Consider the following 24991-nt stretch of genomic DNA (forward strand, 5'->3'; position numbering starts at 1 on the left):
TAAAATTTAACTATTCTCCTGCTGTTCTAATAAAGTTAACAAATCAGATATTGCAGAAAAATCTATAGATTCCTCTCCTAATATTTCCAATTGTTCAGTAGATAATACTTGAATCCGTTCAATTATCGACGAATCTATCTCTCCAAAACGTCGATTTAACTGGAGCATCAAAAACCGAAAGGCTTCTTGTTGCATTCCTTTCTGGAAAATATCCTGATAAATTACCGACTCTTGCATCACATCTTTGCTTGATAGTTGAAGAATTAAATTTGCTGTAGCCAACTTACTAAATCATCTATCGATGAAATTCTTAAAAGCGCCCTACCTAAAGCTTCTAACTGTTCCTTACTTAAAACTTCAACTTGCTCAACAATTGACGCATCAATATTACCAAAGCGTTCCTCAAGTAAAGACATACAAAAAGTCAGAGCTTCTTGTTGCTGTCCCTTCTGTAAAATATCCTGATAAATTACCGATTCTTGCATCGCATATTCGTTGAAAAATGACGTATCAATTCCTGATTTTGTGGTGAATATTTCAACTATTCTCCTGTTGTTCTAATAAAGCTACCAAATCAGAGATTGTAGAAAAATCCACAAATTCTTCACCTAAAACTTCCAATTGTTCAGTAGATAATACTCGAATCCGCTCAATTATCGATGCATCTATCTCACCAAAACGTCTCGTTAATTGACGAATCAAAAACCGAAAAGCTTCTTGTTGCTGTCCCTGTTGCTGTCCCTTCTGTAAAATATCCTGATAAATTACCGATTCTTGCATTACATCCTCCCTTAAAAATTGCCGAATCAATTCCTTTTCAAACTTCAAACCAGCTAAAATCTCGGCGTAAGCTGCAATATCCTGTTGAGTATTCCTATCGGAAATTCTAGCAACACTCTGGGCAACCTGGGATAACAACCTTTGCGGTGAAGTTGTTTGGGTTAATGGTGCTAAAGGTAATAATGCCGGGTTATCGAGAAACATCGCTGAATCTTGTTCCCACATCCGCAAAACTCGATAACGGTGAGTTGTCGTCTCATTGACATATTCTTCGGTATAAGCGATTTCGTTACTTGTCTCCTGCAAAAAAATCACCACCTGCGTCACAGGGACATTATATTGCCGGATTAACCTCACTGAATAATCCAGCATCCTGAATGGTAGCGGCGGATTTGAAATGGTGCGTGTCTGAAATTCAATATGTAAAATCCGATTGGCTGTTTGCAGAAAAGTCACAGAATCAGCACGGATTGGTTCTAAACTCAATTCGGTCTTTAGTACCTTAACTTTTGTCGGTGCTTCGCTCAGTAACCAACTCACAAATTCGCTTGGGTATTTCTCAGCTAATACCTTACAAACATTGTCAAAACTCACAATTTACACCCCATTTACCACCAAAATTATCGTTACATGGGAAAGGGAAATTGCATAGTTGAAGAAGGCAGGAGGCAGAGGGCAGAGGGCAGAAGGTTTTGTTTGGAAAGGGATTCCGATCTCTCCCAAACAAGAGCCACTAAATTTTCAATTTGTTGTGGTGTTTCACCTTACCCCCAATGAGAGTGCAAAGGAGCCACCTGCATGGGTGGGTTTCCTGACTTGTGCAGAATGGCGTGGCTCTAATCAGAATTCCCTTCTGCCTTCTGCCTCCTGCCCTCTGCCTTTCTTGATAAATCCACCGAACACCTTAGCAACAGTTTACACTAGTAAAATCAGCATGAGTGGTAATTACTGGGAGTGAGTGGGGATTTATGGCATCCAACTTTGATTTTCTGGGCGACCGTTACCCTGAGCTATTTAAGCACGCCACCCACGCCGAAACCTTAGTTTACACTGCCCCCCGTGCCAGTTGCTTTTATACACGCTTCACCCTAGAGCAAGCAGTTCTCTGGCTCTATGATCACGATACCTACCTGCAAATTCCCTACGACACCAAACTCAGCGCCCTTATCCACGAACCAACCTTTCAAGACAACCTCAAACCAGGACTATTCCCGAAAATCCGCACCATCCACAAAGTTGGTAACATCGCTGTCCACGAATCCACCCCCATCAAAGAAAAGGACGCACTGCATTTAGTTGAAGAATTGTTTCATTTCCTCTACTGGCTCTCCCGTTCCTATTCCCCGGACGCAAAAAATCACCCGACTGTTAACTTTGACCGCCAACTTATCCCCCGCCCTACCGCACCTAGCACCCCAGATTTATCACTGCAACAGCTGCAAACCCTAGAAGCGCAACTTTCCCAAGCAGACGAGATGCGCCGCATCGCCGAGGCTAGACAACAGCAAACTCAACAAGAACTAGCCGCCCTGCAAGCAGAAATTGCTGCCCTGAAACAGCAAAATGCCGCAGTTCCCGACAGCCATAATTACAATGAAGCCCAAACCCGCCACTATTTAATAGATGTCCTGCTCAAAGAAGCCGGCTGGAACATTGCCCAAGCGGGATGGACTGAGTACGAAGTCCAGGGAATGCCCAATGATACAGGTACGGGGTGGGTCGATTACCTACTGTGGGGAGATGATGGTAAACCCCTGGCTTTAGTAGAAGCCAAACGCACCCGCACCAGCCCAGAAGCCGGGAAACACCAAGCCAAACTCTATGCCGATTGCCTAGAGCAGCGCTTTGGTCAGCGTCCGGTTATCTTCTATACCAATGGCTATGAATATTGGATTTGGGACGACCTGAATTATCCCCCCCGGCAAATCCAAGGGTTCCTGAAAAAAGACGAGCTAGAACGGCTAATTTTTCGCCGCAGCCACCGCAAGCGTCTGCATTTGGTGCAAATCACCCCCAGCATTGTGGAGCGCAGCTACCAAAAAGAAGCGATTCGCCGCATCGCCGAAACCTTTGATGATCGCAAAGGACGTAAAGCGCTGCTAGTCATGGCTACTGGTACAGGTAAAACCCGCACCGCCATCGCCTTGGTTGACTTGTTAATGCGCGCCAATTGGGTGAAGCGAGTGCTATTCCTTGCTGACCGGAACGCCCTGATTACCCAAGCCCTCCGCGCCTTTAAGTCGCACCTCCCCACAGCCACCGCCGTAGATATTACCAAAGGCGGCGATGCCCACAGCGCCAATGTGGTGCTTTCCACCTATCCGACAATGCTCAACCGCATCGACCGCAGTGATGGCAATCAAAGAATTTTCGGTTCTGGTCACTTTGATTTAATCATCGTAGATGAAGCCCACCGCTCAATTTACCAAAAGTACCGCGCATTATTTGATTACTTTGATGGGCTATTGGTGGGATTAACCGCCACCCCCCGTGACGAAATTTACCGCGATACCTACCGCATCTTTGACCTAGAGCCAGGAGTCCCTTCCTTTGCTTACGAACTCGACGACGCGATTAAAGACGGCTACCTCGTCAGAGCCAGGGGGGTAGATGTGCCTTTTAGATTTCTCCGCACTGGTATCAGATATGCAGACCTCTCCCCAGAAGAACAGCAGGAATACGAGGAGCGATTTCGCGACGAAGAAACTGGGGCGATTCCTGACCAAGTAAACGCTGCTGCTTTAAATCAGTGGCTGTTTAATATCAACACCGTAGACCAAGCGCTAGAGTTAGTCATGGAACGGGGGCTAAAAGTAGATGGCGGTGACCGTCTAGGTAAAACCATCATCTTTGCTCGTAACCACCAACACGCTGATTTCATTGTTAGACGCTTTAATATTAACTATCCCCACTACCAAGGCAGGTTTGCCCAGGTCATTGACAGCCACAATTCCTATGCCGAGAATTTATTAGATGAATTTTCCTCAGCCAACAAGGAACCGACCATTGCCGTTTCTGTAGATATGCTGGACACAGGGGTAGATGTGCCAGAAGTGGTGAATCTGGTGTTCTTCAAACCTGTGTACTCACGGGTGAAGTTCAACCAAATGATTGGACGGGGAACTCGCCTGTGTCCGAATTTGTTCGGCGTTGACGATCATAAAAGTGAGTTTTTGGTTTTTGACCTGTGCAGTAACTTCGAGTACTTCAACCAGCAAATCACAGCAGCTGAGAGCAAACCGCCGCAAACCCTCACCAGCAACTTGGTGAGAACTCGCCTAGAATTGAGTGAATTGCTCCGCCAACAACCTACCCCAGAACTTGCCGAACTGCGGGGGACACTGCTAGATGACTTGCATCAGCATGTGGCGACAATGGCGCGAGATAACTTTTTAGTTCGCCGTCACCTGCAACAGGTAGAAGAGTTCTCATCTCGCCAGCGCTGGAATTCGCTTCAGGAAGCAGATATAGAAACAATCGCTGAGTCATTAGCCAAACTGCCCAATGGTCTGCCCCAGGAGAATCATCTGGCTAAACGCTTTGACCTACTTTGTTTTAAACTGCAACTAGCGATTCTTAAAAATTCCCCAGACTTTATCAAACTCCGCGACCAAGTACGGGATTTGCTGCACCGCTTAGAAGCAAAGCAGACCATTCCAATGGTGAAAGCAAAACTCGCCTTGATTGCCGACATCCAGGCAGAAGCATGGTGGCAAGATGTCACCCCAGAGATGATTGACCAAATGCGCCGTCAGCTGCGGGATTTAATTAAATTCATTGACCCTGAAGCACAGAACATTGTCTACACCGACTTTCAAGATGTGCTAGGAGAAGTCAAGGAAGTCGCTGTCCCTTTCCCCCAAACTGGTTTTAGTCCTTACCAGTATCGTAAGAAAGTTGAAGCGTATATTCGAGAACAGGAAAACCATATTGCGATCGCCAAACTCAAACGCAATCATCCCTTAACCGACGCTGATTTAGCCTCACTGGAAGAAATGCTTTTCGGTGCAGCAGCCATCGAGAGTCGGGAGCGTTTTGAAGAAGTGTATGGGAAAAATCTCAAGCTGAAGATATTCATTCGCGAACTCGTGGGGTTAGATAGGAACGCCGCCAAGCAATCCTTCGCCCAATACCTGGAAGGTAACAGCTTTAGTGCCAATCAAATTCGCTTCGTGGAAACTATTATCGATTACCTGACTCAAAATGGTGTCATGGACCCTGGGTTGCTCTATGAACCCCCCTTCACAGACTTGCACTATGAAGGATTGGATGGAATTTTTGAGCCTGATGATGCCGACCAAATTATTTCCATTGTGCATTCCTTTAATGACACTGTAGGGAAAAAGTTTGGCGCAGCATGAGTTATTTCAGTCCCAACGCCAAATCTTGATAGTTTTCTGAAGCACAATTTTTACAACACAACTATCAAAACAAAGACAGTAGCCCTCTAGGCAACTGTCCCTGCCTCGGTTATGAAAACTTTCGTTGTGTCCACCTTTATTTTGAAAACAGGTCTATTAAATCTGCTCCCGGCTATCTTGCCCCTGGTGACAGCCTCGCTATATCTACGCATACAGAGTAGCTGGGAGAGTAAACGTAAAGCCATGACTCGCAATCAATTAGAACGAGTAGAGCGTGATGGACTTCCAGGCGAAGAAATAATGCGAAGAGCAATTGAGCAAGTGGCTGCAAATAAACCCACAATGCCAGAGTTTATTGAGCGATTATGGTCAAAACATCAAATCAAAGCTGTTGTCAGTTATTACAGTCATGGTGGAGTCAGAGGCATTAATTTTGGTATTGATATCGGCTCGGTTAATGAAGATGGTTCCCCTGGCTGTATAGGTGGAGTCAATATGCCACCGCCCCTATTAGATGTATTTTCATTATCAGAGGAAATCGCTCTTATCAAACTAGCCAAAGATTGGTTGTAATTCACAATAGACTGAACTCGATTATTTTCAGATATTGTTAGTGTATTTTCTGCTTGAATCACATCAGTTTGAGTACCAACTCCTGCTTGAAATCTTAATCTTGCCAGACGCAAAGTTTCTCTAGCTCGTTCTAAAGCTACGTTAGTGATTTGAATGCTTTCTAAACTAGATTCCAGACTAATATATAATTGTTCAACTTCTAACCTTATCTGGTTCTGTTGCTGCTTACTTCTATTTTGTAGAGCAAGAGCAATAGTTTTTTCTAGTGTTAAGTTCCAAAGACCATTTAATTTTACAGGATCTGCTACTGAGACACTAACTGACTCTGGAAAACCTAACCGAAGCGATAGCCTACGTCTCGCTATTTTTCGCCGAAGTACAGCATTTGTCAAACCTTCTTGGGCAATCCCCAAATTCAACTGAGCTTGCAGGACATCAAACCTTGTACCTGCTCCTGCTCGCTCTTGAGCTTCAGCATCCCTCAAACTAGCCTGAGCATTTGTTACAGCAGACTGGGTAGTCCTTACCTGTTCATCTGTTTTTTGCAGATCGTAGTAATCAAGAGTAATTTGGAGTTGCATTGCCGGAGATAAACCTTGGTTTTTGCGCCGTGTCAAATCTAAAGCCTGCGCCAAAGTAATCGGTAGATTTCCCTGTAATTTTCCGCCTTTCTGTGCGGGAATAAAAGTTGGAGAATTTGTTAGAGATTGGATATCAGTATTAGCTGAAGAGGAAATGGTGAGATTTACACAATCGCGGTTGGATACTTTTCCATCAAACATGGTAGTACTGCACTGCAAAGCACTATCTAGGTATTCACTATTGAGTTCTACAGCACTTAGTTGAGCATTTTTGAAATTGGTTCCACTAAGATTCGCATTGTTGAACTTGACATCGTTGAGGATAGCACCTCCAAAGTTGGCATTGCGGAGATCGGCAGCCCATAAGTTGGTTTTGCTCATAATGGCACCACTGAAATTAACTCTGTTAAGTTTAGAACCACTTAAATCTGCACCACTTAAATCTGCACCACTGAGGTCGGCATCTCTAATATCTATTCCTCTGAGGTCGGCATCTCTGAGATTAATCTTAGTTAAGCTGGCACGGAATTTTACTAGTTCTTGAAGAGCTTGATTTCTTTGTTGGCTCAGTTCTTTTCCCTTAGCAGCATAAATGATCTGCCAACGTTGCTGTATCAATAGCTCTCTTGCGACAAAAACTCCCAAGAATATAGCTAAATTGAGAGGAATAATCAGACCTAGTCCAATGGACTTTATGCGTCTGTTTTGTCTGTATTTCAAGCTGCGTTGAATAAACTCTTTAGCCAGATAAGATAATTCCAGGTTCCCTAATTGCGCCGATTGAAATATCAAAGCATCTTGCAACGGTTTTCCCTGAAGTAAATAATCCTTTGCCTTTTCTTGATTTCGCCACTCTTCAGCTGCTACTTCAATTTTGCGCTTTTGTCTCAGGTTGTCCCGATTTTCATCAATCCACTTGCGTAACAACGACCAGTAACGAATCAACGCCTCATGAGCCACATCCACTACTGCCAAGCGCCCTGATTCTGCCCCTTTCTCTACTAAAGTACTCGTCACCACTAGCCGAACATTTTCAGCTGCCAGCTTGCCAATTACTCTTTCTACTAGCTCCTCTTCTTGCGGTGATGACACCAAATTTTGCAGCAGCACTCGTCTACGGGTATCCTCTATTCCTTCTCCTAGCTGCGTGAGTTCTAGAAAAATTCGCTTGGCAACGGGCTGTTCTTCTGGTGATAAAGACTCATAAACCTCAGTAGCACGTTTTTCTAAGGTTCCCTTGATACCTCCCAAACGGGTGTATGCGGCATAGGTAAATTCCTGCTGTTGCCAAAGTTCTGTCAGCGTGTACTGCAATAACGGTAAACTCCCCGGTGAACCCTCTACATCGGCAATTATTTGCTGCACGAGTTCTTTTTGTACCTGCAAACCCACCTTCACTGCTGGTGCAGTAATTGCTTGTTCTAGTTCATCCCGTCTCATCGGTGTCACCGTCACCAGATGTTGCTGAATCTGTTGTGCCAGCCCACTATATTCTTGTTCCGCGCATTTCCCGAAAAAGTCCGCCCGCATTGTCAAAACTAAGCAGAGCTTATTATTAGTGTGATGTAAAGCACTAAGTAAGCATTCAAAAAATCTCTGTCGCTCTTCAATATCCTGGCATAAGGAAAAAGCTTCCTCAAATTGATCTGCCAGCAATACTACCCGCTCAGTATCAGCAGCATTAATCAATTGCCCTAAGCCAACTCCGCCCTTGGCTAGCAGTTCCTCTGCTTTAGCTAACTGGGATGCCCTATCAATTACTGATAACCCAGAATCTAAAAAAGCCAGTGCTAAACTCTGGAGGGGATGCTCACCAGGGCGAAAAATCTTAATTGACCAATTCTCGCTACCTGATAGCCGTCGTCCTAGTTGAATTTGATACAGTAAGCCAGCCCTAACAACACTCGATTTGCCACTACCTGATGCTCCTAAAATCGCCAAGAAATTGCCAGAGCGAACTTTCTCTAATAATTGGTCTGTTAACGCTTCTCTGCCGAAAAAATATTCAGCGTCTTCTTGTTTACAATCAAAGTATTGCAAACCACGATAAGGACAAACGGAGCCAGTAACAGCATAACTAGACTCTTGCTTTTGTACTTCCCAAATGCGTGTCAGGTCAATTGCACTACCAGAGTTAGCGAACAGGGGACGTTGCGGGTAGTTTGCCCAATGATGATGGAGAAAATCAATTAAAGTATAGTTAGTTACCCATTGCCCTGGCGATTGTTGCGGGTCTAGCCCTTGCAATAAAGCTTCTGTTAATACGCTATGTCTGCTACCGATAGCTTCATAAGCGACTTCAAAATCTCTGGATGCCGCAATAAAACATCTATCTCTTCCTTTACCTCTGTCTCCAGGATCTGCTTCAGCAAAATTGAGTAACTCACCACTGTAACAACAGTCCAGCCAAATAATCTGTTGTTTTACCTCGCTGTCTTGCAGCAGTTGACGTAACCATTGCAAAGACAAACCCCAGTTTCCAAAATCTGGATTAACATCACTGGTTGCCAAAAATCCTTGTTGAATCCCCCGGTTTTTTCGCAGCCCATGTCCTGAAAAATACAGCAGTGCTGTATCTGGAACGTTCTTCCCTTCTGGCTTAAACAGTTGAACTATAGCATCTTCTAATTGTGTTAATGTAACTGAGGTTTTTTGACCAACACGAACAGTATTATTTTCCTTATCTTTGACGCTTGGTAGCCGCCTAACGTTAAATTGACCATACCGTTCTAGTAGTTTGGCTATAGCTTCTGCATCTTGTGCTGGTGCTGTCAGATTAGGTAGACGTTCATAGCTATAAGTATTAATCCCTACTACTAGCGCGTCTTTGATCATAAGTAGGAGAAATTTTTAGAGATTCTTTGTTTTCAGCATTATCGCTCAGTAACTACAAAAAAACTCAGAAATATTCCGTAAAAACTTCTATAAAGTTGTGGTAGTTTCTTAAATTGCTGCTATCAGGAGTTCATTTGATGACAAAAGTTATACCTATCAAACTCGATGACAATACGGTAATCTACATCGAAGCCACAGAGGATGTAAACGTTCCTGTAGTCAACAATGCGGTATTGGAAGAGGAAGAGGAAGAAGAAGCATTAGTTGATAAAGGGATGAGTCCTGAACAAGTACGACAAAAAATGATGCAAAATTTCTTGTCGATTCAAAACACAATTCGGACTTATACAGTTTATACCTTGAATGCCTTCAAGCAAATTCCAATTGCTGAAGTTAACAAAGTTACCTTAGAGTTCGGCATTGAAATGGGCGGTGAAGCTGGTGTTCCTTATGTTACAAAGGGTACTGCTAAAAGTAATATGAAAATTACTGTGGAATGTTCGTTCCCTAAAGAGAATACGTAGATTATTCGAGAGACTATCGAGCTTGCCGTTTATTCTGAACACTTTTTCAGTAAATATGCTTGGTTTAAGGAAGTTTGATAATAATTCCAGCCATTTTTACCCTATAAACCAACAGGCTACTGTCTAAAGTATGAGATTACCGGAGTGAAATTAAAGTAAAAGCTTGCCATTCTGGCAAACAATTCCTTTAAGTCACACATTAGCTGTGAAATCTTCTTAGCGTACAATTTTCCTTTTCTGGCACGGTGATGCCTTGCCTTATATAAGCCAGGATTATCAATCGCCCTCAATGAATTTAACAAACGCCTCCAAGTGCTTTAGCGCTTTCTTATACTCTGGCGATTGTTTACCTAACTTGAGACTAGCAAGGTAGAGATCGCGCAACGCTTGGTAATCTGGCTGTGATTCCTGCCTGGGAGATTCAGCCTGCTCTCTCAGGCTAATCGCTCCCCCAAGGCTGTAAGTCTTTCATTCAACTCTTGTCTTACACCAGTAATTTCTTGTCTTACTAGTTCGTTAAGCTCAGACAGTAGCTCATCTCGGATTGTTGACTTGAGTTCTTCTGGCTCAATAGTCTTACTTGTCTTACCAGTCTTACCAACAGGAATTTCAATTGACCCATCTGACAGCACTTGGATACCAGCAGCGATGATGTCGATTAAAGTTTTCGAGCGATCGCATCCATTGTTATTGTCTGCTGGATAGCGCTGCCGCCCTAATTCGTCTATCGCCTCTAGCAAGTCGCTAGGGCAGCGAAAGTTGAGCATCTTAGCCATGTCTTACCTCATGTCTTACTTAGTAAGACTAGTTTCATCTCTAGCCTTACATACAGTGTAAGACTTTGGCGTAATACATAATCATAACCGTAAGACTTATTATTCATCATGTCTGACTTGCTCTGTTGAGAGTAAGACGGCAATAGTCTTACGTTTATGTAAGACTCATTAGCCATAATGTCTTACCCTTTCTAGTCTTACAGTATCTCAGGCAGTAATACATGATTGACAGATTTGAGGGAATAATTAAGTTTTCTGATAAAGTCTATCAACCACTCGCTTAACACTGTTAGCGTGCCACCGCGACCCGTACTTAGTCTTGTACCCGTTCATATTCATCCAAGTGGCGATCGCCCCAAAAGACTTACCAGATTTGTGATGTTTGCGGATAGCTTCAATTGCGTCTAATTCTTCCAGATCAGGAATTAATTCACCGTCAACAGCTTTCTGACCAAAAGCGGGAGCGCCATAAGCATAACCGCCTTTGTCGGCTTTGGCACGTCTACCGCCTTGGGTACGCTCGTTGATAATATCTCTCTCCAACTTGGCGACCGCAGACATGACAGTCAAAATCATGTATCCCTGCGGTGTGGTAGTGTCCACCTGTAAATCTAGAAGGATTAAAGCTTTCCTTTGTGGCTGCAATACATCATCAACCAGCGCTAGTACATCTCTAGTATTTCTAGCTAGTCTGTCTAATTTTGCTGCAATGATTCCATCAGCTTGTTCGCTTACAAGTTTTAAAGCTGACTGAAACTGGGGGCGATGAGTCGTGTTTTTACCGCTGCCCACCTCTTCAAAGATTTGTAACAGTTCATGACCAAAAGCGTAGCAGTATGATTCGATTTTCTGACGTTGTTCAGTTAAAGAGGTGTTTTCTGCTTGTGACTCGCTGCTGACTCTTACATAACCAACCAATTTCATTGGGATTATTTACTCTGCCTGTGATTCAGGGATTATAGCATTACAGATAGTTCAATAATCGTAACAACGCAACTGGCACATATAGAGAAAACTACTGGTAATTACACAAAATATCTTTAATCTCTCTATATTAAAATTTTCGAGCGATCGCATCCATTGTTATTGTCTGCTGGGTAGCGCTGCTGTCCTAACTCGTCTATCGCCTCTAGCAGGTCGCTAGGACAGCGAAAGTTGAGCATCTTTTCCATGTCTTACATAAATTAAGACAAAGTAAGACAAGATTCATCTCTAACCTTATATACAGTGTAAGACTTTAGCGTAATACATAATCATAGGCGTAAGACTTATTAGCCATAATCTCTGACTTGCTCTGTTGTGAGTAAGACTGCACTAGTCCTAAATTTTAGTAAGACTTGTTACTGATAATGTCTTACTCTGTATAGTCTTACAGCATCCCAGACAGTAATACATCAATCGTAGGACGATCGCGAAGTATCCCAACCTCCACAAGAGCAACCTGAAAAAAACTTGTTAAATGATATCAATATTGATATCAAACTCGCGGCAAGTGCAAAGCACTACTATCACCGGGTCGAATGTGAATGTAAGCTGATGTAGTAGCAATATCCGCGTGACCCATCGTTTGCTGAATTAAAGGAACTGGCGTACCCCTCTCAGCGTTGTGCGTAGCGTGACTATGCCTCAACCAGTGACAGCTAACTTTCTCCGTCAACCCTGCCCGTTCTGCTGCATCCTTAATTATGGGGTCAACATTTTGACGAAGCAGTGGCTTCATCCCCTTACCATTGCGACTGGGGAAGACATAGGTATCCTTAGTTGCTTCCCCCCTATAGTTCATTAGTTCGACCCACAGATATTCTGGCAGCAGCACATGACGCGACTTATTCCCCTTCCCGACAACAGTAACTTGCCCTGTCCTGTCGCGAGCAGTAAAATCTCTCCACCTAAGCCCTACCAACTCCGACACTCGCAAACCTGCGACATATAGCAATTTCAATATCAACAAGTCTCTAATTTGTTGACCTTCATAACGATACTTAGCCCGTTCGGTCAGCCGAATCATCAGCGCGATATCAGTTTCAGTAAGAACTTTCTCATGCAATCGCTGGTCAATCTTCTTTAACTTGATCGCAGCACCAGGGTTTTGTTTAATGTAACCAGTCTTGTAAGCAAAGGACAACAAACTTTTGACTGCTGCTATGTAAGTTGAAATCGTAGGCGCTGCCAATCCCCGATTATGCAAATACTCAGAAAATTCCACCATATCCTCAACAGTTGTGTGGCAGATAGCTTTGCCCACTCCTGCCAAAAATGCGGTAAAAGAAGCAGCATACCGCAAATAACATTTTTGAGTAGAAACTGGCTTATCGTGCAACCACAACTGAATTAAACGCTGTTGAGCGTTAACAGGGGCTAATTTCGATAATTGCTTGCCTCTGGGCTTGACTGCTACTACTGGTGTCATAGTTAATCGAAAACTCTAACGGACAAAAGCTAACTTTTGTCTGTTTTATACTCATACAGCTGTTCCACAATACCAAAATCATTTCGCCGCAATTCTTTACCAAAATCCCCTCACTCTCTCATCACATCAGCTAAATGCTCTTCCTTACCGTGTATTCACCTGGCGCTAATGTACGGGAGCAAGCGTTTATGAGATAGCTAATGACAGCAAAACCTATTGGGGCGATCTCTAGGGTGTTGCGATCGCCATTGAGATTAATGGCGCTCTTAGAGCTATCTGCTTTCCCTGGATGTCCAGTTGAGTCAGAAAGCGGGAATTACCAAGAAGATGTCGCCGCACCGCATTCGTCACAGTGCGATTACGGCAGCGCTGGATGCCACGGACGGGAATCTGCGTAAGGTGCAGAAGTTGAGCAGGCACGCCAAGATTGATACGCTGTTGATTTATGATGATAACCGCTCTAATGACCAGCAGGAGTTGTCGGATTTGCTGGGGGATATGGTTTAGGGAGGCGAGTGCCTCAGCGAGGAATTAAAACGCCAGAGCGGTCTCCTGGGGAATCTTCAAATATTGCCCCTCGCCGTATCAGGTCACGTTTCATATCCTCAGTAAGTCCTGAATTTCCTCCGAACCGGGCGTTTTTAACTATGGCACGGCTCAGGTCAGCACCGCTCAAGTCGGCACCGCTCAAGTTGGCACCGCTCTGGTTGGCAAAGATCAGGTCGGCAAGGCGGCTCAGGTTGGCAAGGCGGCTCAGGTCGGCACCGCTCAAGTTGGCAAAGATCAGGTCGGCAAGGCGGCTCAAGTTGGCAAGGCGGCTCAGGTTGGCATCGCGCAGGTCGGCACGGCTCAAGTTGGCAAGGAGGCGCAGGTCGGCACCGCTCTGGTTGGCAAGGCGGCGCAAGTTGGCATCGAGCAGGATGGTAAGGAGGGTCTGGTCGGCACCGCTCAAGTTGGCAAGGAGGCGCAGGTCGGCACCGCTCTGGTTGGCAAGGAGGGTCTGGTCGGCACCGCTCTGGTTGGCAAGGAGGCGCAGGATGGCAAGGAGGCGCAGGTCGGCACCGCTCAAGTTGGCAAGGCGGCGCAGGTCGGCACGGCGCAAGTTGGCAAGGAGGTTCAGGTCGGCACCGCTCAAGTTGGCAAGGAGGTTCAGGTCGGCACCGCTCAAGTTGGCAAGGAGGTTCAGGTCGGCACCGCTCAAGTTGGCATCGCTCAGGTTGGCATCGCTCAGGTTGGCAAGGCGCAAGTCGGCAAGGCGCAAGTCGGCACCGCTCAAGTCGGCAAGGCGCAAGTCGGCAAGGATCAGGTTGGCAAGGCGCAAGTCAGCACGGCTCAGGTTGGCATCACTCAGGTTGGCACCGCTCAGGTTGGCACCGCTCAGGTTGGCACGGCTCAGGTTGGCACCGCTCAGGTTGGCACGGCTCAGGTTGGCACGGCTCAGGTTGGCACGGCTCAGGTTGGCACGGCTCAAGTTGGCACCGCTCAAGTTGGCACCGCTCAAGTCGGCACCGCTCAAGTCGGCACGGCTCAGGTTGGCACCGCTCAAGTTGGCATCGCGCAAGTCGGCACGAAACAAGTTTCTAAAAATCCGAAAAGCACTACCTAGATTGCCACGAATCAGGTTTTTAATAATCAAGTTGACATCTATCGAATTTTTACTAAGAATCAGATTTTGACTCTCAGATGTCTGAACACCAGATTCTGTAGTATATTCATTGATCTCCTCATCATTATTCTCTAAAGAATATTCAAATATTGCCCCTTGCCTCACAAGGTCAAGCTTTACATCCTCAGAAAGTCCTTCATTTTGTCCAAATAGAGTATTTTTAACTGTTGTACCCATTAGGAAGACACCACTCAGGTTAGTTCCTCTTAAGTCGGCACCGTCCAGGTTGGCATTGCTCAGATCGGCACCACTCAGGTCTCGACCCGTAGATGGCTGATTGATAATTTCCCACACCAACCGCCATTTGTCGCTAATTATTGTTGCCTCGTCAATGACAGCATCATGCAGAGAAGCACGATTCAGGTTAGCATCGCTCAGGTTAGTACCTCTCAAGTCAGCACAATTCAAGTCGGCACGGCTTAGGTCGGCACGGCTTAGGTCGGCACGGCTTAGGTCGGCACAGCTTAGGTCAGCATTACTGAGGTTAGCGTCCCTCAGGTCTGCACCACTCAAGTCAGCATCGCTTAGGTCTCGACCACTAGCTCCCTGAGCAATAATTTCTTGGACTAGACGAATTTTATCTTGCTCTTCATCTGTAGTGCCGCTAGGTAATAACTGTACATTTTCAACAGGCATACCCAATACTTCTGTCAAGTTGCCTGATGTGATTTGCTCCTCCAGCCTTTTCAGACCTTCTGGTGAACCACTGAAGGTTATTTTGATACTGCCTTTTTCAATCTTCTCAATTTTTAAACTTGTATCCCCTGAAACTGCTTGCATCATGCTTAGAAAAGCTGCCTGAAAAGCAGGATTTTTTTGGAGACTTTCTATATCGCCTGTAAATGTAATAACGAGTTGTTCTTTACAGTTAGCATTTTGTTTTTCTACTAGGGATACTGGAGAAGCCAATACCTGTGTAGCGCTGCGCTCCTCCTGGAGAACCTCACAGTTTTTTTCTCGTTCTGTGTCCATACCAAGATTCCTGCTGGATTGCTCTTCTTCTGGCTCTAGTTCTGCAATCTCTCCCCACTCCAAGTTTAATTCAATGCACATAGCTTGGAATAAGTGCTTTGCAACAGGTCGCCTAGCAAAAAATTTGATGACGGTCTGTCGAGTACAACCTACAGTCCCCGCTAGGTATTCCTGCGTCCAACCCTTAAGTTGGAACGCTTTCTCAGCCTTTTCAAGCCCTTCTTTTGATGCTCGACATGACCGTGGCATTACGAACCTACAAGAACTTTTACACAAGTCTTACATAAGTTCGACGCTTTTATCAAACCAAAATTCATGAAATCCAGAGTCCAATGGGGTTATTGAAACAAAATTCTACACAGTTACCCCAGACACTGAGCTATGACCAAGAATATCGTACTTTCTCAGCCTAACTCTCATCCAGATCCTTACTTGACAGTAAAATTGACTATTGTCCAAGAACGTTTGCGTCAAGCACGTTACAGTTTTAACCTCGCCCTGATTGCAACAGGGGTATCTTTCGGTATTAGCCTCATAGGTGCTGGACTTTTGATTTCCAATCAAGCCTCGGAAGGTACTGTTACTGCTGCTTGTGGTCTAGCTGCTAGTGTGCGATCTATTCAGATAGCAAAGGACGCAAATAATAGGCTCGACAAAACTTTAGCTGAGTTAGATGAGGAAGGTTAAAGTTGTACCGCTAATCCTTCATTATTGAGCCACATATATAGTTACTCAGGGTGTGTCAGGGAGATTTTGGGAATGCATAGATAGTTGCAGCAATTCCCAAAATCTCCCATAACCTAAGATTTACGTGGCATTCCTTGGTGTTGCCAGTATGTTGCAGAATAAACCAGAAAACCAAAAAACCAGATTTCTGGTTTTCCATAAATCTGGTTAACCAGAAGCAAGTTGTCACCGAAGAGGAGGGCACTTGAAGCTATTGAGGCTCTTGAGGTAGGGGGAGGAAAGAAACTTACTGTCCAATAACTCTTTTCTTCCCCTGCTCCCCCATCTCACCTCAACAAATAAATTTCTTCACCGAAGCGTATTGCATTTACCCCCGCTTACCACTACCAACATAAAAATGCCCCCGTGAACATAAAGGGGGCTTTTGATGTGGTTCATATTTCTTCAGAGGAAAGAAGAGGATAATTTAGGTTCGGTATAAGGAGTTCTGTATATGTGCCCCATAGTAGCAACTGTGAATGTCAATCTTTGGGCGATCGCTGAGTCTTCAAGATAGCTTTACAAGAAATTATCAATCTACTCATTTTCACCCCAGGGCGATCCGCATTGTGTCAGGGAGATTTGGGGGATGCATAGATAGTCACAGCAATTCCCTGTCTGATCCATAACCTAAGATTTACGTGACAAAACTTGATGTTACCAGTATGATGCACAACAAACCAGAAAACCATAAAACCAGATTTATGGAAAACCAGAAATATGGTTAACCAGAAGCGAATTGTCACGATCACAGGATATAAAGGCGGGGTGGGGAAAAGCACTACGGCGGTGCATCTGGCGACGTTCTTAAGCGAACAAGGTAAAACAGTCTTAGTTGACGGCGACCAGAACCGTACTGCTCTGGCTTGGTCAAAGCGTGGGTCTTTCCCTTTCCCCACTGTGGATGAACGCCAAGCTTTAAAGGTCATCGCCGATGCTCAATTTGTGGTCATTGACACGCCAGCTAGACCAGATTCAGATGATTTAAAGGAATTAGCCAAGGGATGCGACCTTTTAATACTGCCGACTAAGCCAGATATTGTCAGTCTTGAGCCAATGCTGGAAATGGTGAAGGACTTAGGTGAAGCAAATTATCGCTGCTTGCTAACTATTGTCCCCCCCTATCCCAGTAAGGAAGGTGAAACCTTGCTTTCTGAGCTATCAAAGGGGGGAATCCCTGTTTTCCAGGCGATGATTCGGCGAACTGTGGGTTTTGAGAAAGCAGCAATGGCTGGTGTCCCCATTAGGGATGTTGATGACTCGCGTTTAAAAACAGCTTGGGCTGATTATATCTCTCTAGGTCAGGAAGTTATGGAGATTTTGAAATGAGCAAGTACGGAGATTTAATTAAAAAAGTTAGAGAGACTGAACCAGAAAACCAGGAATCTGGTTTACCAGAAGACCAGAAAACCAAAGAACCAGAAAGCCAAAAAACCAGAAAACCAAAGAACCAGAAAACCAGAAAGCCAGAAGACCAGAAATCTGGTTTACCAGAACAAGAGCTAGAGCAGGAAGAGATGGTCAATCTGTGTGTCAAAGTCCCTATCTCCCAGCGCCGCTACTGGATGTCGAAGGCTAAAGAGCAAGGGATTACTGTAACTTCGGTGATTCTGGAAGCGCTCAAAGATAAATTTGGTTTACCAGAAAACCAGAAAACCAGAAACCCAAATCAATGATTTTTCAGTTCTGGAGATTTTTCAGCCCCCTTCAAATTCAACGGTATTGATGCAGTAAAGTCTAGGCTGATGAACCTCGGTTTGGCGGTATTGTGATTGAAACTCTGATATATGATGTGCGTCATTACAAAAAATGCACTCATATTCAACCATGACCAAGAAAAATTTGCTTGGCAACGAAATTTTCACATTGGATAATATTCTCTCACCAGAAGAATGTGCTGAGTATATTACTTTAACCGAAAACATTGGTTATACAGATGCGCCGATTACTACCATCCGAGGTTTTGAAATACGTCCCGACATCCGCAATAATCAGCGTGTCATTTTAGATGTTCCGGAACGAGCTTTTGATTTATGGCAGCGAGTGTCAAATTATATACCTAGTACTATGGGCAGATGGCAAGCTGTGGGGCTGAATGAGCGTTTTCGTTTCTATCGCTACGATCCAGGTCAAAGGTTTGCGCTTCATCATGATGGTTCTTATCAGCGACCTAACGGCGAGGAAAGTTTATTGACTTTCATGATTTACCTGAATGAAGGTTTTGATGGTGGTGAAACCCGTTTTCATCTTTCGCCTCGATATTATGAACATTTACCTACTATGGCTGTGGTTCCGGTTACAGGTATGGCTTTGTGTTTTGTCCACGAACTAGTACATGAAGGCGCTCCTGTGATCCAAGGACGAAAGTACGTTTTACGCTCAGATGTGATGTACCGTCAACTGTCGAAAGTCTATTGAACCGTCAACATGATATTTCTGTTGATTGTCCAAATCCTAAATCTCAAAAGACTGCGATCTCCTTCCACCTGAACTATTGAAAGGTTCGGTGACAAAGCAGACACAGAGTTATACGAACAAGCTCAGTATCAGGCAATCGCTAAAATCAAAGAAGAAGCCTGTGCTAACCATATCTTGGAAGCAGCGAATAACAATGCTGAAGTGTTAATTAACAATCTCTTGAGTAAAGCAGGCTTTAACACGATTCAAATTGATACTCAAGCACCTTTACCCAATGCTTGCTCTGTAGCATAGCCCTATATTCTGCTGGACATGTTTCAATTAAGTTACGTTTTCTAAAGTAGAACCACCTAAATTTACCTTTGCGATCACCTCCGATGAAAGCACCTTGTCATCATCGCCAAGTGCGTAAGACATAATTAGCAATGTAAGACTATTTTCAAATACGTCTTACTAGATTCGGAGGTTCTTTTTTATGTTTTAGGCAGCTAAGGTACAGGCATAGATTTTAATCAATGATGGTTTAGTATTTATTAGAGATAAACTTATAAAACTGAGTGCAAGTAAGAAAAAAGTAAGCAAGAGAATTGTCTTACTTACTAAAAAGCTTGAATTATAAGGAATTGGCATGGGTGCAACCGCGCAAGGTTGCGCGGTTGAGGCTAGGTTTCCTCTTCTTTTTTGCAACTCCGATCTCACAGAAGCGGATATCTCGGTGGCTACTGTTGGCTCCTTCGGAGAAACTCTCTTCCTTTGCCAGAACTAAAGAATGCCAAAGTGGCATGTCTACCTGCTTGATAGAGTGAGAGTTTTTGCGCTTTGGTGATTCCGAAGTCGGTTACGCCAATGCCAAGGGTCGGTAGATGAACCGTATAGAGATTCTTAACAGTTGCTTGGTGATAATCGGCAGCAGCACCAATTGCTGAGTCCATTAATCTGCCAGCCAAATCAAACCACCCCCTAGAATGTGACGGTTGTTTTCCTGACTGGAGACGGAAGCCCAAAATAGGTTTATCGGTTATTTGCCGCAACAGTGGTGCGGGATAATTATTTACAACGCCCCCGTCCACAATTTCCGAGGAGCCAAATTTTACTGGTACAAATAAAAATGGAAGACTCATGCTCATCCTTACAGCATCTGCTACAGGCAGTACCTTAGAGTTACTCTGGCTGGCAACAAACTGCTTTTTACGGGTGATATCAGTTGCCGTGATGAATAACGGTATAGGAATATCTGCAAAGATTGGCGACTCTTCCATTTTGATGCTGAGATTATCTACCAACCATTCGTAAAAATGATCGCCTTTGTAAATACCTTTTTTGAGGTAAAAAAGGAGCAACCTAATTCCTGGAATGTGGCAAACTGGATCTAAGAACTCGCAAAACTCCTTATTTTTCATAAGAAGCAGCAGTTCGTCAGCACTATAACCAACCGCTAATAAAGCGCAAATGATCGCTCCAGCTGATGCTCCAGCCAAGGCAGAAGGAAGAATGTTAAGTTCCTCTAGTGCCTTAATTGCGCCAATGAAGGCTGTTCCTAAAACTCCACCTCCTTGAAAAACGAGCGGTACTCTAACTGGATTGACGGCAGCATTTTCTCTGTGGGATAGTGATTTCATATATTTTTAAGGCTCGGTATGGGATTTTCAGAGAAGTAACTTCTCTATACCCAATATTCCAGAACCCCAAAAAGACTACAAAATCTGATCAGGATCTGATCAGCATCTGTTTAAACTAAAAGATTCTTGCAAGGCAATGGTAAAAATAAATGTTGCAAAAGATAAAATTGAGACAGTTAAACAAAAAATAAAAACTAAGGGCTGGACAATAGATAGAAATACTAGCCAACTTCTACCAGAAGCGAATAAATATAGATTTAAAAAGATATTAGAAGAGCAAGAGATAAATGACTGTATTGAAAAAATAAAAATTACACACCTGAAAAAAATCAAAGGAATTGTCATAAAAGAAAAAATATTTACTCCTGAATCTGAGAATAAATTCAGGGATTACTTAGAAAAATTAGAGCAAGAACGAAAAGAATATATTGATATTGATGATTTGGTAAATTCTCAAGAAATTCGTATTAAACGATTCACTCATAGAAATTTAATGTATTTTCTCGAGGGAAAAGAAATTGAAAAAGATGTCTTCATAGTTTTTTGTAAAGTATTAGGGATACCCTGGCGTACAATCGTTCCTAAAGACTCAATTTATTATAAAGATTATAGTTTACTTAATTATTTAAAGCACTTCGATCATCACCAACAAGTTAATTTGTTAACAATAGAATTATCTAAAAATCATCACCAGCAAAAATTATTTTTAGCAAATAATAAGTGCCAGTGCAGTCTCACATGGATGTTGAGACGGTTGGATGCAGAAATTTCTAATTTTACTAAATTAAAATGCAGAGCATTATCTCTATTAAAGTCGCAATATTTGTCATTAGTAAATAATAATATTGAAACTTTTTTAAATGAAAATTTAAGTATTACTAGTTTAGAAAAAAATAATATTTTATTGATTTTAACCATAGAAAGATATGAAGATATAACAGAAATTAATGAGCGTTTGCGGTTGTTAATCCAAAACCAACCAGAACAAAGCAAAGGCAAATTAGTTGTGCTCTTAATAATTAACCAAGACAATTATTTGGTATCAGGTGATTTGCAAAAATATATTGTTCAACTAGATACATCACTTGCGTATACAAAAGACGATATGGCAGGATTAATATCGAAAATCGCGATAAGCATGGGCAAAATTTTAAATGATTCACCACATAAAGCCGAACAATTAATAAGTAAAGCTCAAGGTAACTCTTTAGTTTTACTTCGAGAAATTTATCAACTTTTTGAGTGTGATAGAGACCCAACCTGGGAGAAATTATGGACCCAATATCCTTAGAATATACTGGTAAAATTCATCCTCCGGTTGGCGGAGAGTGGAATGAGCAGTTACAACGCAAGCTTTATCATTACTATCCTAGTGAAGAACTTAAAGAAGCAGTAAATTTGGCTATCCGCTTGAATCGCCCTTTGCTACTTGAAGGTGAACCAGGGTGTGGTAAAAGCGATCTTGCTCGTGCTGTATTCTACGAATTTAGTAGTCAAACAAAACTAGGAGTTAAGTGGAATTACCGTTTATGGAATATACAATCAACTAGCAAAGCTCAAGATGGTTTTTACAGTTATGATTACATTGGCAGGTTACAAGCTGCACAATTAGCAAAAGTGGATATTCAAGATGAAAACTCTAATCCTGCTGATTCCGAAAATTATCTTGAATTGGGTCCACTAGGCTATGCTTTTGAGGAAAGGAAATTTATAGACAGACGAAGTATTGTTTTAATTGATGAGATTGATAAAGCTGATAGAAATTTTCCTAATGACCTTCTATTGGCCTTAGAAGACCAGCGTTTTGAAATTAAAGATGTGCGTCCCCGACGTTATTTAGGAGACATAAAAAAGGAACAACAAGAAATTTCACAAAAAATTCCCCCAATGATTATTGTTATAACATCTAATCAAGAAAAGGAGCTTCCTAATGCTTTTCTGAGGCGTTGCCTGTATCATTACATAGAGTTTCCTGATAAGGAGCAATTAACCCAAATTATCAAGGCTAGGTTTAAGAATCCCCCCGAAGAATTAGTCAAAGCTGCTATCGAGCGTTTTATCGACTTGCGGTCAGAAATGGAGGACAATAAAGACGAAACAGCGAAAAAAGTTAGTACTAGTGAGTTAATTGATTGGTTTACAATTTTAAATGAATATCCAGATGAGAAGATTATTGAAAAATTGAACAAAAAGGAGCTACCTTTTGTTAGTACATTGCTCAAGAGTCGCCAGGATAGGAGTGAATATGGCTTTTATGGAGAATAACATGAGCATTATTGTAGGTTGGGTTTCGCTGAAGCTTTACCCAACCTTTCCGAGACTTGATTGGGTTTCTTTGTGAGAAGACCATGACTACTCCCCCCCTGCTGGATTTCTTTTTACGGCTGCGAGAAGCTGGTTTGCCCCTCACAACTGACCAGTATTATTTAGCAGTAGAGGCATTATTGTGCTCAATTGAAGCAGGATTAGATATTTCTGACCAACAGGCTGTAAAACAACTGTGTAGGACTGTATGGATTAAATCTAGACAACAAAAGCTATTGTTTGACGAGTGTTGGAATGAGTGGCAAGAAAAGTCTCTTAGTCAAACAATATACAGTAAATTACCTGTTCCAGGCTCGCTCCCAACTGAGTCGAAAATTGGACTCGAAACCTCTTCAAAGTCAAATTCACCAGATCAGCCAAGTGAGGAATTGGTTACCTCAATTCCTAAAAGTAACGTTAATGACGTTGATGTTGTTACATCCATCTCTACAAAACTGAAAGAGAGAGATTATTTTCCTATTAGTCGAAGAAAATTACAACAAAGTTGGCAACTGCTGATGCAAAAGTTGCCAGAGACTATCCCCAGTCAGTTAGATGTTCTCGGTACAGTTAAAGATGTTGCCAAGCAGGGATTTTTTGTAAAACCTGTTTTAATTCCCGCTCAAATCAAATATAAAGAAATAGTATTACTGATTGATCAACAAGGTTCAATGGCTCCTTTTCATCCTTTGTGTCGTCAATTAGTGACAACATTCAAGGATGCAAAGGTTTACTACTTCCACAATATTCCTACAGATGAATTATACCAAGATCCCAAATTTTTGCAGGGTGAATTAGTTCAGTCTATTTTGGCACGTTTTTCAGAGGAGCATACTTTAGTCATCATTGTCAGTGATGCCGGTGCTGCGCGTCAGCGTACAGTAGTTTCAAGATGGGAAGAAACTGTTGACTTTCTAAAAATACTAACGCCCAAAGTACAACGGTTAGCATGGCTTAATCCCCTACCTCGCTTTCATTGGCAAGATACCACAGCAGAGGAAATTGCCAAAATAGACCCGTTGGTACCGATGTTTGCCCTAGAGCCTGGGGAATATGAGCAAATGGTGAAATGGTTGCTCTACGGTCAAGCGAGTGTAAGGAAATTCTTGCAAGATGCAAATAAGAATGCCAAGAAAGAACGGGAAAATAATCGATTTGATAGTTCAAGGTTGTGGGGTTTAGGATTTGATACTGTTGGTAAGATAGAATCTTTTAAAGAACAGTTTGGTGAGCCACATTTGGATTTTGCTTATCATGCAGCGTTTCCTTTAGTTTTAACACCAGACTTGCTTTATTGTCTGTGGGAGGAGTTGGTTAGAAAATCGGGTAAATCTTCAACTCAAAAAAAACAATTCCAAGAATCACCAGAAACTCCAAATTTGGAAGCTCCCTGGTATGCAGTTTCTGATTTACTACTATCAGGTTTGTGTCAGCAGGTAGATTCGGAATTGTATGAAATGGAGCGTGAAATTCGTAATGAACTGCTAAAAGGCTGTCAACAGAAATTTGGAGTCCACACTCTGCAACAAATTTCTGAATTTTTAATTGAGTATGTTAATTGCCAAGTTAATAAAGAATCATTAAAATCTTGGAAATCGGAATTTTTTCAAGTGCAGCAATGGACAGCTTTAGCTTACACCGAAAAGCGAAATCAAGCCGCCCAGGCGCTGGCTAAACAACTACAACAAGTCTATTTGCAAAATAATAAAGCTGAGTTGGTACGTTTGTCGTCGGTGATCGAAACCTTAGCAGAACCCCTAGCAGAAGAATATGAGCCTTTGCTGGTTGTTGCACAGGGTTACAACGCTTTAGTACGTGGTGATGAAACAGGTGTGAAAGCGAGTCAAGCTCAACTAGAACGATTATTAGGTGCTGGAAAAGATATCAATATAGAAGGAGTTTTGTTAGAGCGGCCAAAAAACCCTGTTATTCCAGAACCAGAAACCTTAGGCACAATCGACCCAGGGAATCAACATGCGATCGCTGCCTTGGTGCAACTGCTGCAATCACCTGATGTGGATGAGGACACCCTTTTGCAGGCAGCACAGAGCTTAGGGAAAATCGACCCAGGGAATCAACATGCGATCGCTGCCTTGGTGCAACTGCTGCAATCACCTGATGTGGATAACTACACCCTTTTGCAGGCAGCACAGAGCTTAGGGAAAATTGGCACAGGCAACCCTGATGCGATCGCTGCCTTAGTGCAACTGCTGCAATCACCTGATGTGGATGAGGACACCCTTTTGCAGGCAGCACAGAGCTTAGGGAAAATCGACCCAGGGAATCAACATGCGATCGCTGCCTTGGTGCAACTGCTGCAATCACCTGATGTGGATAACTACACCCTTTTGCAGGCAGCACAGAGCTTAGGGAAAATTGGCACAGGCAACCCTGATGCGATCGCTGCCTTAGTGCAACTGCTGCAATCACCTGATGTGGATGAGGA

The 24991-nt window shown here is 43.1% G+C and carries 22 protein-coding genes; 12 read left to right on the top strand and 10 right to left on the bottom strand.

Going from position 1 to position 24991, the window contains the following annotated elements; translation table 11 throughout:
- Positions 1 to 6: 6 nt before the first annotated feature.
- Genes AACW45_RS32020 through AACW45_RS32030 form a run of 3 tightly spaced genes read right to left on the bottom strand, consistent with a single transcriptional unit; the run spans position 7 to position 1374 of the window.
- Complete coding sequence (locus tag AACW45_RS32020) at positions 7 to 282, bottom strand: DUF4351 domain-containing protein (protein WP_306415017.1); 276 nt, start codon at positions 280 to 282, stop codon at positions 7 to 9.
- Positions 264 to 485 (bottom strand): DUF4351 domain-containing protein, encoded by a 222-nt coding sequence (locus AACW45_RS32025; RefSeq protein WP_190637039.1) that lies wholly within the window; start codon positions 483 to 485, stop codon positions 264 to 266. Before AACW45_RS32025 ends, AACW45_RS32020 begins: the two co-directional genes overlap by 19 nt.
- 52 nt (positions 486 to 537) lie before the next feature.
- Positions 538 to 1374, bottom strand: a complete 837-nt coding sequence (locus AACW45_RS32030) for a DUF4351 domain-containing protein (protein WP_190637040.1) — start codon at positions 1372 to 1374, stop codon at positions 538 to 540.
- Between the two features lie 374 nt (positions 1375 to 1748).
- On the opposite strand from AACW45_RS32030, the gene AACW45_RS32035 reads away from it, so the two are divergent.
- Positions 1749 to 5141, top strand: coding sequence for a DEAD/DEAH box helicase family protein (locus AACW45_RS32035; protein WP_190637042.1), 3393 nt, complete (start codon positions 1749 to 1751; stop codon positions 5139 to 5141).
- A 407-nt stretch (positions 5142 to 5548) separates the two neighbouring features.
- On the opposite strand, the gene AACW45_RS32040 is transcribed toward AACW45_RS32035, so the two are convergent.
- On the bottom strand, positions 5549 to 9130 hold the full coding sequence (locus AACW45_RS32040) for an nSTAND1 domain-containing NTPase (protein WP_190637043.1): 3582 nt from the start codon (positions 9128 to 9130) through the stop codon (positions 5549 to 5551).
- A gap of 137 nt (positions 9131 to 9267) precedes the next feature.
- Here AACW45_RS32040 and AACW45_RS32045 point away from each other — a divergent pair, with 137 nt between their 5' ends.
- Positions 9268 to 9654, top strand: a complete 387-nt coding sequence (locus AACW45_RS32045; protein WP_190637045.1) for a CU044_2847 family protein — start codon at positions 9268 to 9270, stop codon at positions 9652 to 9654.
- Positions 9655 to 10088: 434 nt separating this feature from the next.
- Here the strand turns inward: AACW45_RS32045 and AACW45_RS32050 are convergent, their stop codons facing one another.
- The 4 genes from AACW45_RS32050 to AACW45_RS32065 all read right to left on the bottom strand — a co-directional run bounded on the left by AACW45_RS32050 (position 10089) and on the right by AACW45_RS32065 (position 12840).
- Complete coding sequence (locus AACW45_RS32050) at positions 10089 to 10430, bottom strand: hypothetical protein (RefSeq protein ID WP_190637048.1); 342 nt, start codon at positions 10428 to 10430, stop codon at positions 10089 to 10091.
- Between the two features lie 246 nt (positions 10431 to 10676).
- Positions 10677 to 11354, bottom strand: coding sequence for a recombinase family protein (locus tag AACW45_RS32055; RefSeq protein WP_190637050.1), 678 nt, complete (start codon positions 11352 to 11354; stop codon positions 10677 to 10679).
- A 125-nt stretch (positions 11355 to 11479) separates the two neighbouring features.
- A complete protein-coding gene (locus tag AACW45_RS32060) occupies positions 11480 to 11602 on the bottom strand; it encodes a hypothetical protein (RefSeq protein ID WP_339381972.1) in 123 nt (40 codons plus the stop codon).
- Positions 11603 to 11907: 305 nt separating this feature from the next.
- Positions 11908 to 12840, bottom strand: a complete 933-nt coding sequence (locus AACW45_RS32065) for a tyrosine-type recombinase/integrase (RefSeq protein WP_190637052.1) — start codon at positions 12838 to 12840, stop codon at positions 11908 to 11910.
- Between the two features lie 200 nt (positions 12841 to 13040).
- On the opposite strand from AACW45_RS32065, the gene AACW45_RS32070 reads away from it, so the two are divergent.
- Both AACW45_RS32070 and AACW45_RS32075 read left to right on the top strand, forming a co-directional pair.
- Positions 13041 to 13238, top strand: coding sequence for a hypothetical protein (locus AACW45_RS32070; protein WP_190637082.1), 198 nt, complete (start codon positions 13041 to 13043; stop codon positions 13236 to 13238).
- Positions 13168 to 13347, top strand: a complete 180-nt coding sequence (locus AACW45_RS32075; protein WP_190637074.1) for a hypothetical protein — start codon at positions 13168 to 13170, stop codon at positions 13345 to 13347. Before AACW45_RS32070 ends, AACW45_RS32075 begins: the two co-directional genes overlap by 71 nt.
- A gap of 13 nt (positions 13348 to 13360) precedes the next feature.
- Here the strand turns inward: AACW45_RS32075 and AACW45_RS32080 are convergent, their stop codons facing one another.
- On the bottom strand, positions 13361 to 15559 hold the full coding sequence (locus AACW45_RS32080; RefSeq protein WP_190637054.1) for a pentapeptide repeat-containing protein: 2199 nt from the start codon (positions 15557 to 15559) through the stop codon (positions 13361 to 13363).
- A 300-nt stretch (positions 15560 to 15859) separates the two neighbouring features.
- On the opposite strand from AACW45_RS32080, the gene AACW45_RS32085 reads away from it, so the two are divergent.
- The 5 genes from AACW45_RS32085 (at position 15860) to AACW45_RS32105 (ending at position 18916) form a co-directional block, all read left to right on the top strand.
- Positions 15860 to 16165 (top strand): TRADD-N-associated membrane domain-containing protein, encoded by a 306-nt coding sequence (locus AACW45_RS32085; protein WP_190637055.1) that lies wholly within the window; start codon positions 15860 to 15862, stop codon positions 16163 to 16165.
- Positions 16166 to 16924: 759 nt separating this feature from the next.
- Positions 16925 to 17533: a ParA family protein gene (locus tag AACW45_RS32090; RefSeq protein ID WP_190637057.1), complete on the top strand. Its 609-nt coding sequence runs from the start codon at positions 16925 to 16927 to the stop codon at positions 17531 to 17533.
- A complete protein-coding gene (locus AACW45_RS32095; RefSeq protein WP_190637060.1) occupies positions 17530 to 17880 on the top strand; it encodes a hypothetical protein in 351 nt (116 codons plus the stop codon). The genes AACW45_RS32090 and AACW45_RS32095 overlap by 4 nt, the downstream gene beginning before the upstream one ends.
- Positions 17881 to 18031: 151 nt before the next feature.
- Positions 18032 to 18622 carry a prolyl hydroxylase family protein gene (locus tag AACW45_RS32100; protein WP_190637062.1) on the top strand — a complete coding sequence of 197 codons (591 nt, stop codon included), beginning with the start codon at positions 18032 to 18034 and terminating at the stop codon, positions 18620 to 18622.
- A 75-nt stretch (positions 18623 to 18697) separates the two neighbouring features.
- Positions 18698 to 18916: a DUF4230 domain-containing protein gene (locus AACW45_RS32105; protein WP_190637076.1), complete on the top strand. Its 219-nt coding sequence runs from the start codon at positions 18698 to 18700 to the stop codon at positions 18914 to 18916.
- A 425-nt stretch (positions 18917 to 19341) separates the two neighbouring features.
- Here the strand turns inward: AACW45_RS32105 and AACW45_RS32110 are convergent, their stop codons facing one another.
- Positions 19342 to 20241 (bottom strand): patatin-like phospholipase family protein, encoded by a 900-nt coding sequence (locus AACW45_RS32110; RefSeq protein ID WP_190637064.1) that lies wholly within the window; start codon positions 20239 to 20241, stop codon positions 19342 to 19344.
- A gap of 136 nt (positions 20242 to 20377) precedes the next feature.
- Here AACW45_RS32110 and AACW45_RS32115 point away from each other — a divergent pair, with 136 nt between their 5' ends.
- The 3 genes from AACW45_RS32115 to AACW45_RS32125 all read left to right on the top strand — a co-directional run.
- Entirely contained in the window at positions 20378 to 21532 is a 1155-nt protein-coding gene (locus tag AACW45_RS32115; protein WP_190637065.1) for a hypothetical protein, read from the top strand.
- The gene (locus AACW45_RS32120; protein ID WP_190637067.1) at positions 21514 to 22506 is read left to right on the top strand and encodes an AAA family ATPase; all 993 of its coding nucleotides are present in this window, start codon (positions 21514 to 21516) and stop codon (positions 22504 to 22506) included. The genes AACW45_RS32115 and AACW45_RS32120 overlap by 19 nt, the downstream gene beginning before the upstream one ends.
- An 83-nt stretch (positions 22507 to 22589) precedes the next feature.
- A partial coding sequence (locus AACW45_RS32125; RefSeq protein WP_242045802.1) for a HEAT repeat domain-containing protein occupies positions 22590 to 24991 on the top strand: 2402 nt, incomplete at its 3' end.

The organism is Calothrix sp. FACHB-168 (genome assembly GCF_963889195.1).
In the GTDB taxonomy this organism is placed as follows: Bacteria; Cyanobacteriota; Cyanobacteriia; order Cyanobacteriales; family Nostocaceae; genus Aulosira; species Aulosira anomala_A.

What these genes read in the sequence shown, in the direction of transcription:
- AACW45_RS32025 (WP_190637039.1), bottom strand. Translation starts at nt 485, where the DNA reads ATGCAAGAATCGGTAATTTATCAGGATATTTTACAGAAGGGACAGCAA.
- AACW45_RS32035 (WP_190637042.1), top strand. Translation starts at nt 1,749, where the DNA reads ATGGCATCCAACTTTGATTTTCTGGGCGACCGTTACCCTGAGCTATTT.
- AACW45_RS32040 (WP_190637043.1), bottom strand. Translation starts at nt 9,130, where the DNA reads ATGATCAAAGACGCGCTAGTAGTAGGGATTAATACTTATAGCTATGAA.
- AACW45_RS32045 (WP_190637045.1), top strand. Translation starts at nt 9,268, where the DNA reads ATGACAAAAGTTATACCTATCAAACTCGATGACAATACGGTAATCTAC.
- AACW45_RS32050 (WP_190637048.1), bottom strand. Translation starts at nt 10,430, where the DNA reads ATGGCTAAGATGCTCAACTTTCGCTGCCCTAGCGACTTGCTAGAGGCG.
- AACW45_RS32055 (WP_190637050.1), bottom strand. Translation starts at nt 11,354, where the DNA reads ATGAAATTGGTTGGTTATGTAAGAGTCAGCAGCGAGTCACAAGCAGAA.
- AACW45_RS32060 (WP_339381972.1), bottom strand. Translation starts at nt 11,602, where the DNA reads ATGGAAAAGATGCTCAACTTTCGCTGTCCTAGCGACCTGCTAGAGGCG.
- AACW45_RS32065 (WP_190637052.1), bottom strand. Translation starts at nt 12,840, where the DNA reads ATGACACCAGTAGTAGCAGTCAAGCCCAGAGGCAAGCAATTATCGAAA.
- AACW45_RS32070 (WP_190637082.1), top strand. Translation starts at nt 13,041, where the DNA reads ATGACAGCAAAACCTATTGGGGCGATCTCTAGGGTGTTGCGATCGCCA.
- AACW45_RS32075 (WP_190637074.1), top strand. Translation starts at nt 13,168, where the DNA reads ATGTCGCCGCACCGCATTCGTCACAGTGCGATTACGGCAGCGCTGGAT.
- AACW45_RS32080 (WP_190637054.1), bottom strand. Translation starts at nt 15,559, where the DNA reads ATGTGCATTGAATTAAACTTGGAGTGGGGAGAGATTGCAGAACTAGAG.
- AACW45_RS32085 (WP_190637055.1), top strand. Translation starts at nt 15,860, where the DNA reads ATGACCAAGAATATCGTACTTTCTCAGCCTAACTCTCATCCAGATCCT.
- AACW45_RS32090 (WP_190637057.1), top strand. Translation starts at nt 16,925, where the DNA reads ATGGTTAACCAGAAGCGAATTGTCACGATCACAGGATATAAAGGCGGG.
- AACW45_RS32095 (WP_190637060.1), top strand. Translation starts at nt 17,530, where the DNA reads ATGAGCAAGTACGGAGATTTAATTAAAAAAGTTAGAGAGACTGAACCA.
- AACW45_RS32100 (WP_190637062.1), top strand. Translation starts at nt 18,032, where the DNA reads ATGACCAAGAAAAATTTGCTTGGCAACGAAATTTTCACATTGGATAAT.
- AACW45_RS32110 (WP_190637064.1), bottom strand. Translation starts at nt 20,241, where the DNA reads ATGAAATCACTATCCCACAGAGAAAATGCTGCCGTCAATCCAGTTAGA.
- AACW45_RS32115 (WP_190637065.1), top strand. Translation starts at nt 20,378, where the DNA reads ATGGTAAAAATAAATGTTGCAAAAGATAAAATTGAGACAGTTAAACAA.
- AACW45_RS32120 (WP_190637067.1), top strand. Translation starts at nt 21,514, where the DNA reads ATGGACCCAATATCCTTAGAATATACTGGTAAAATTCATCCTCCGGTT.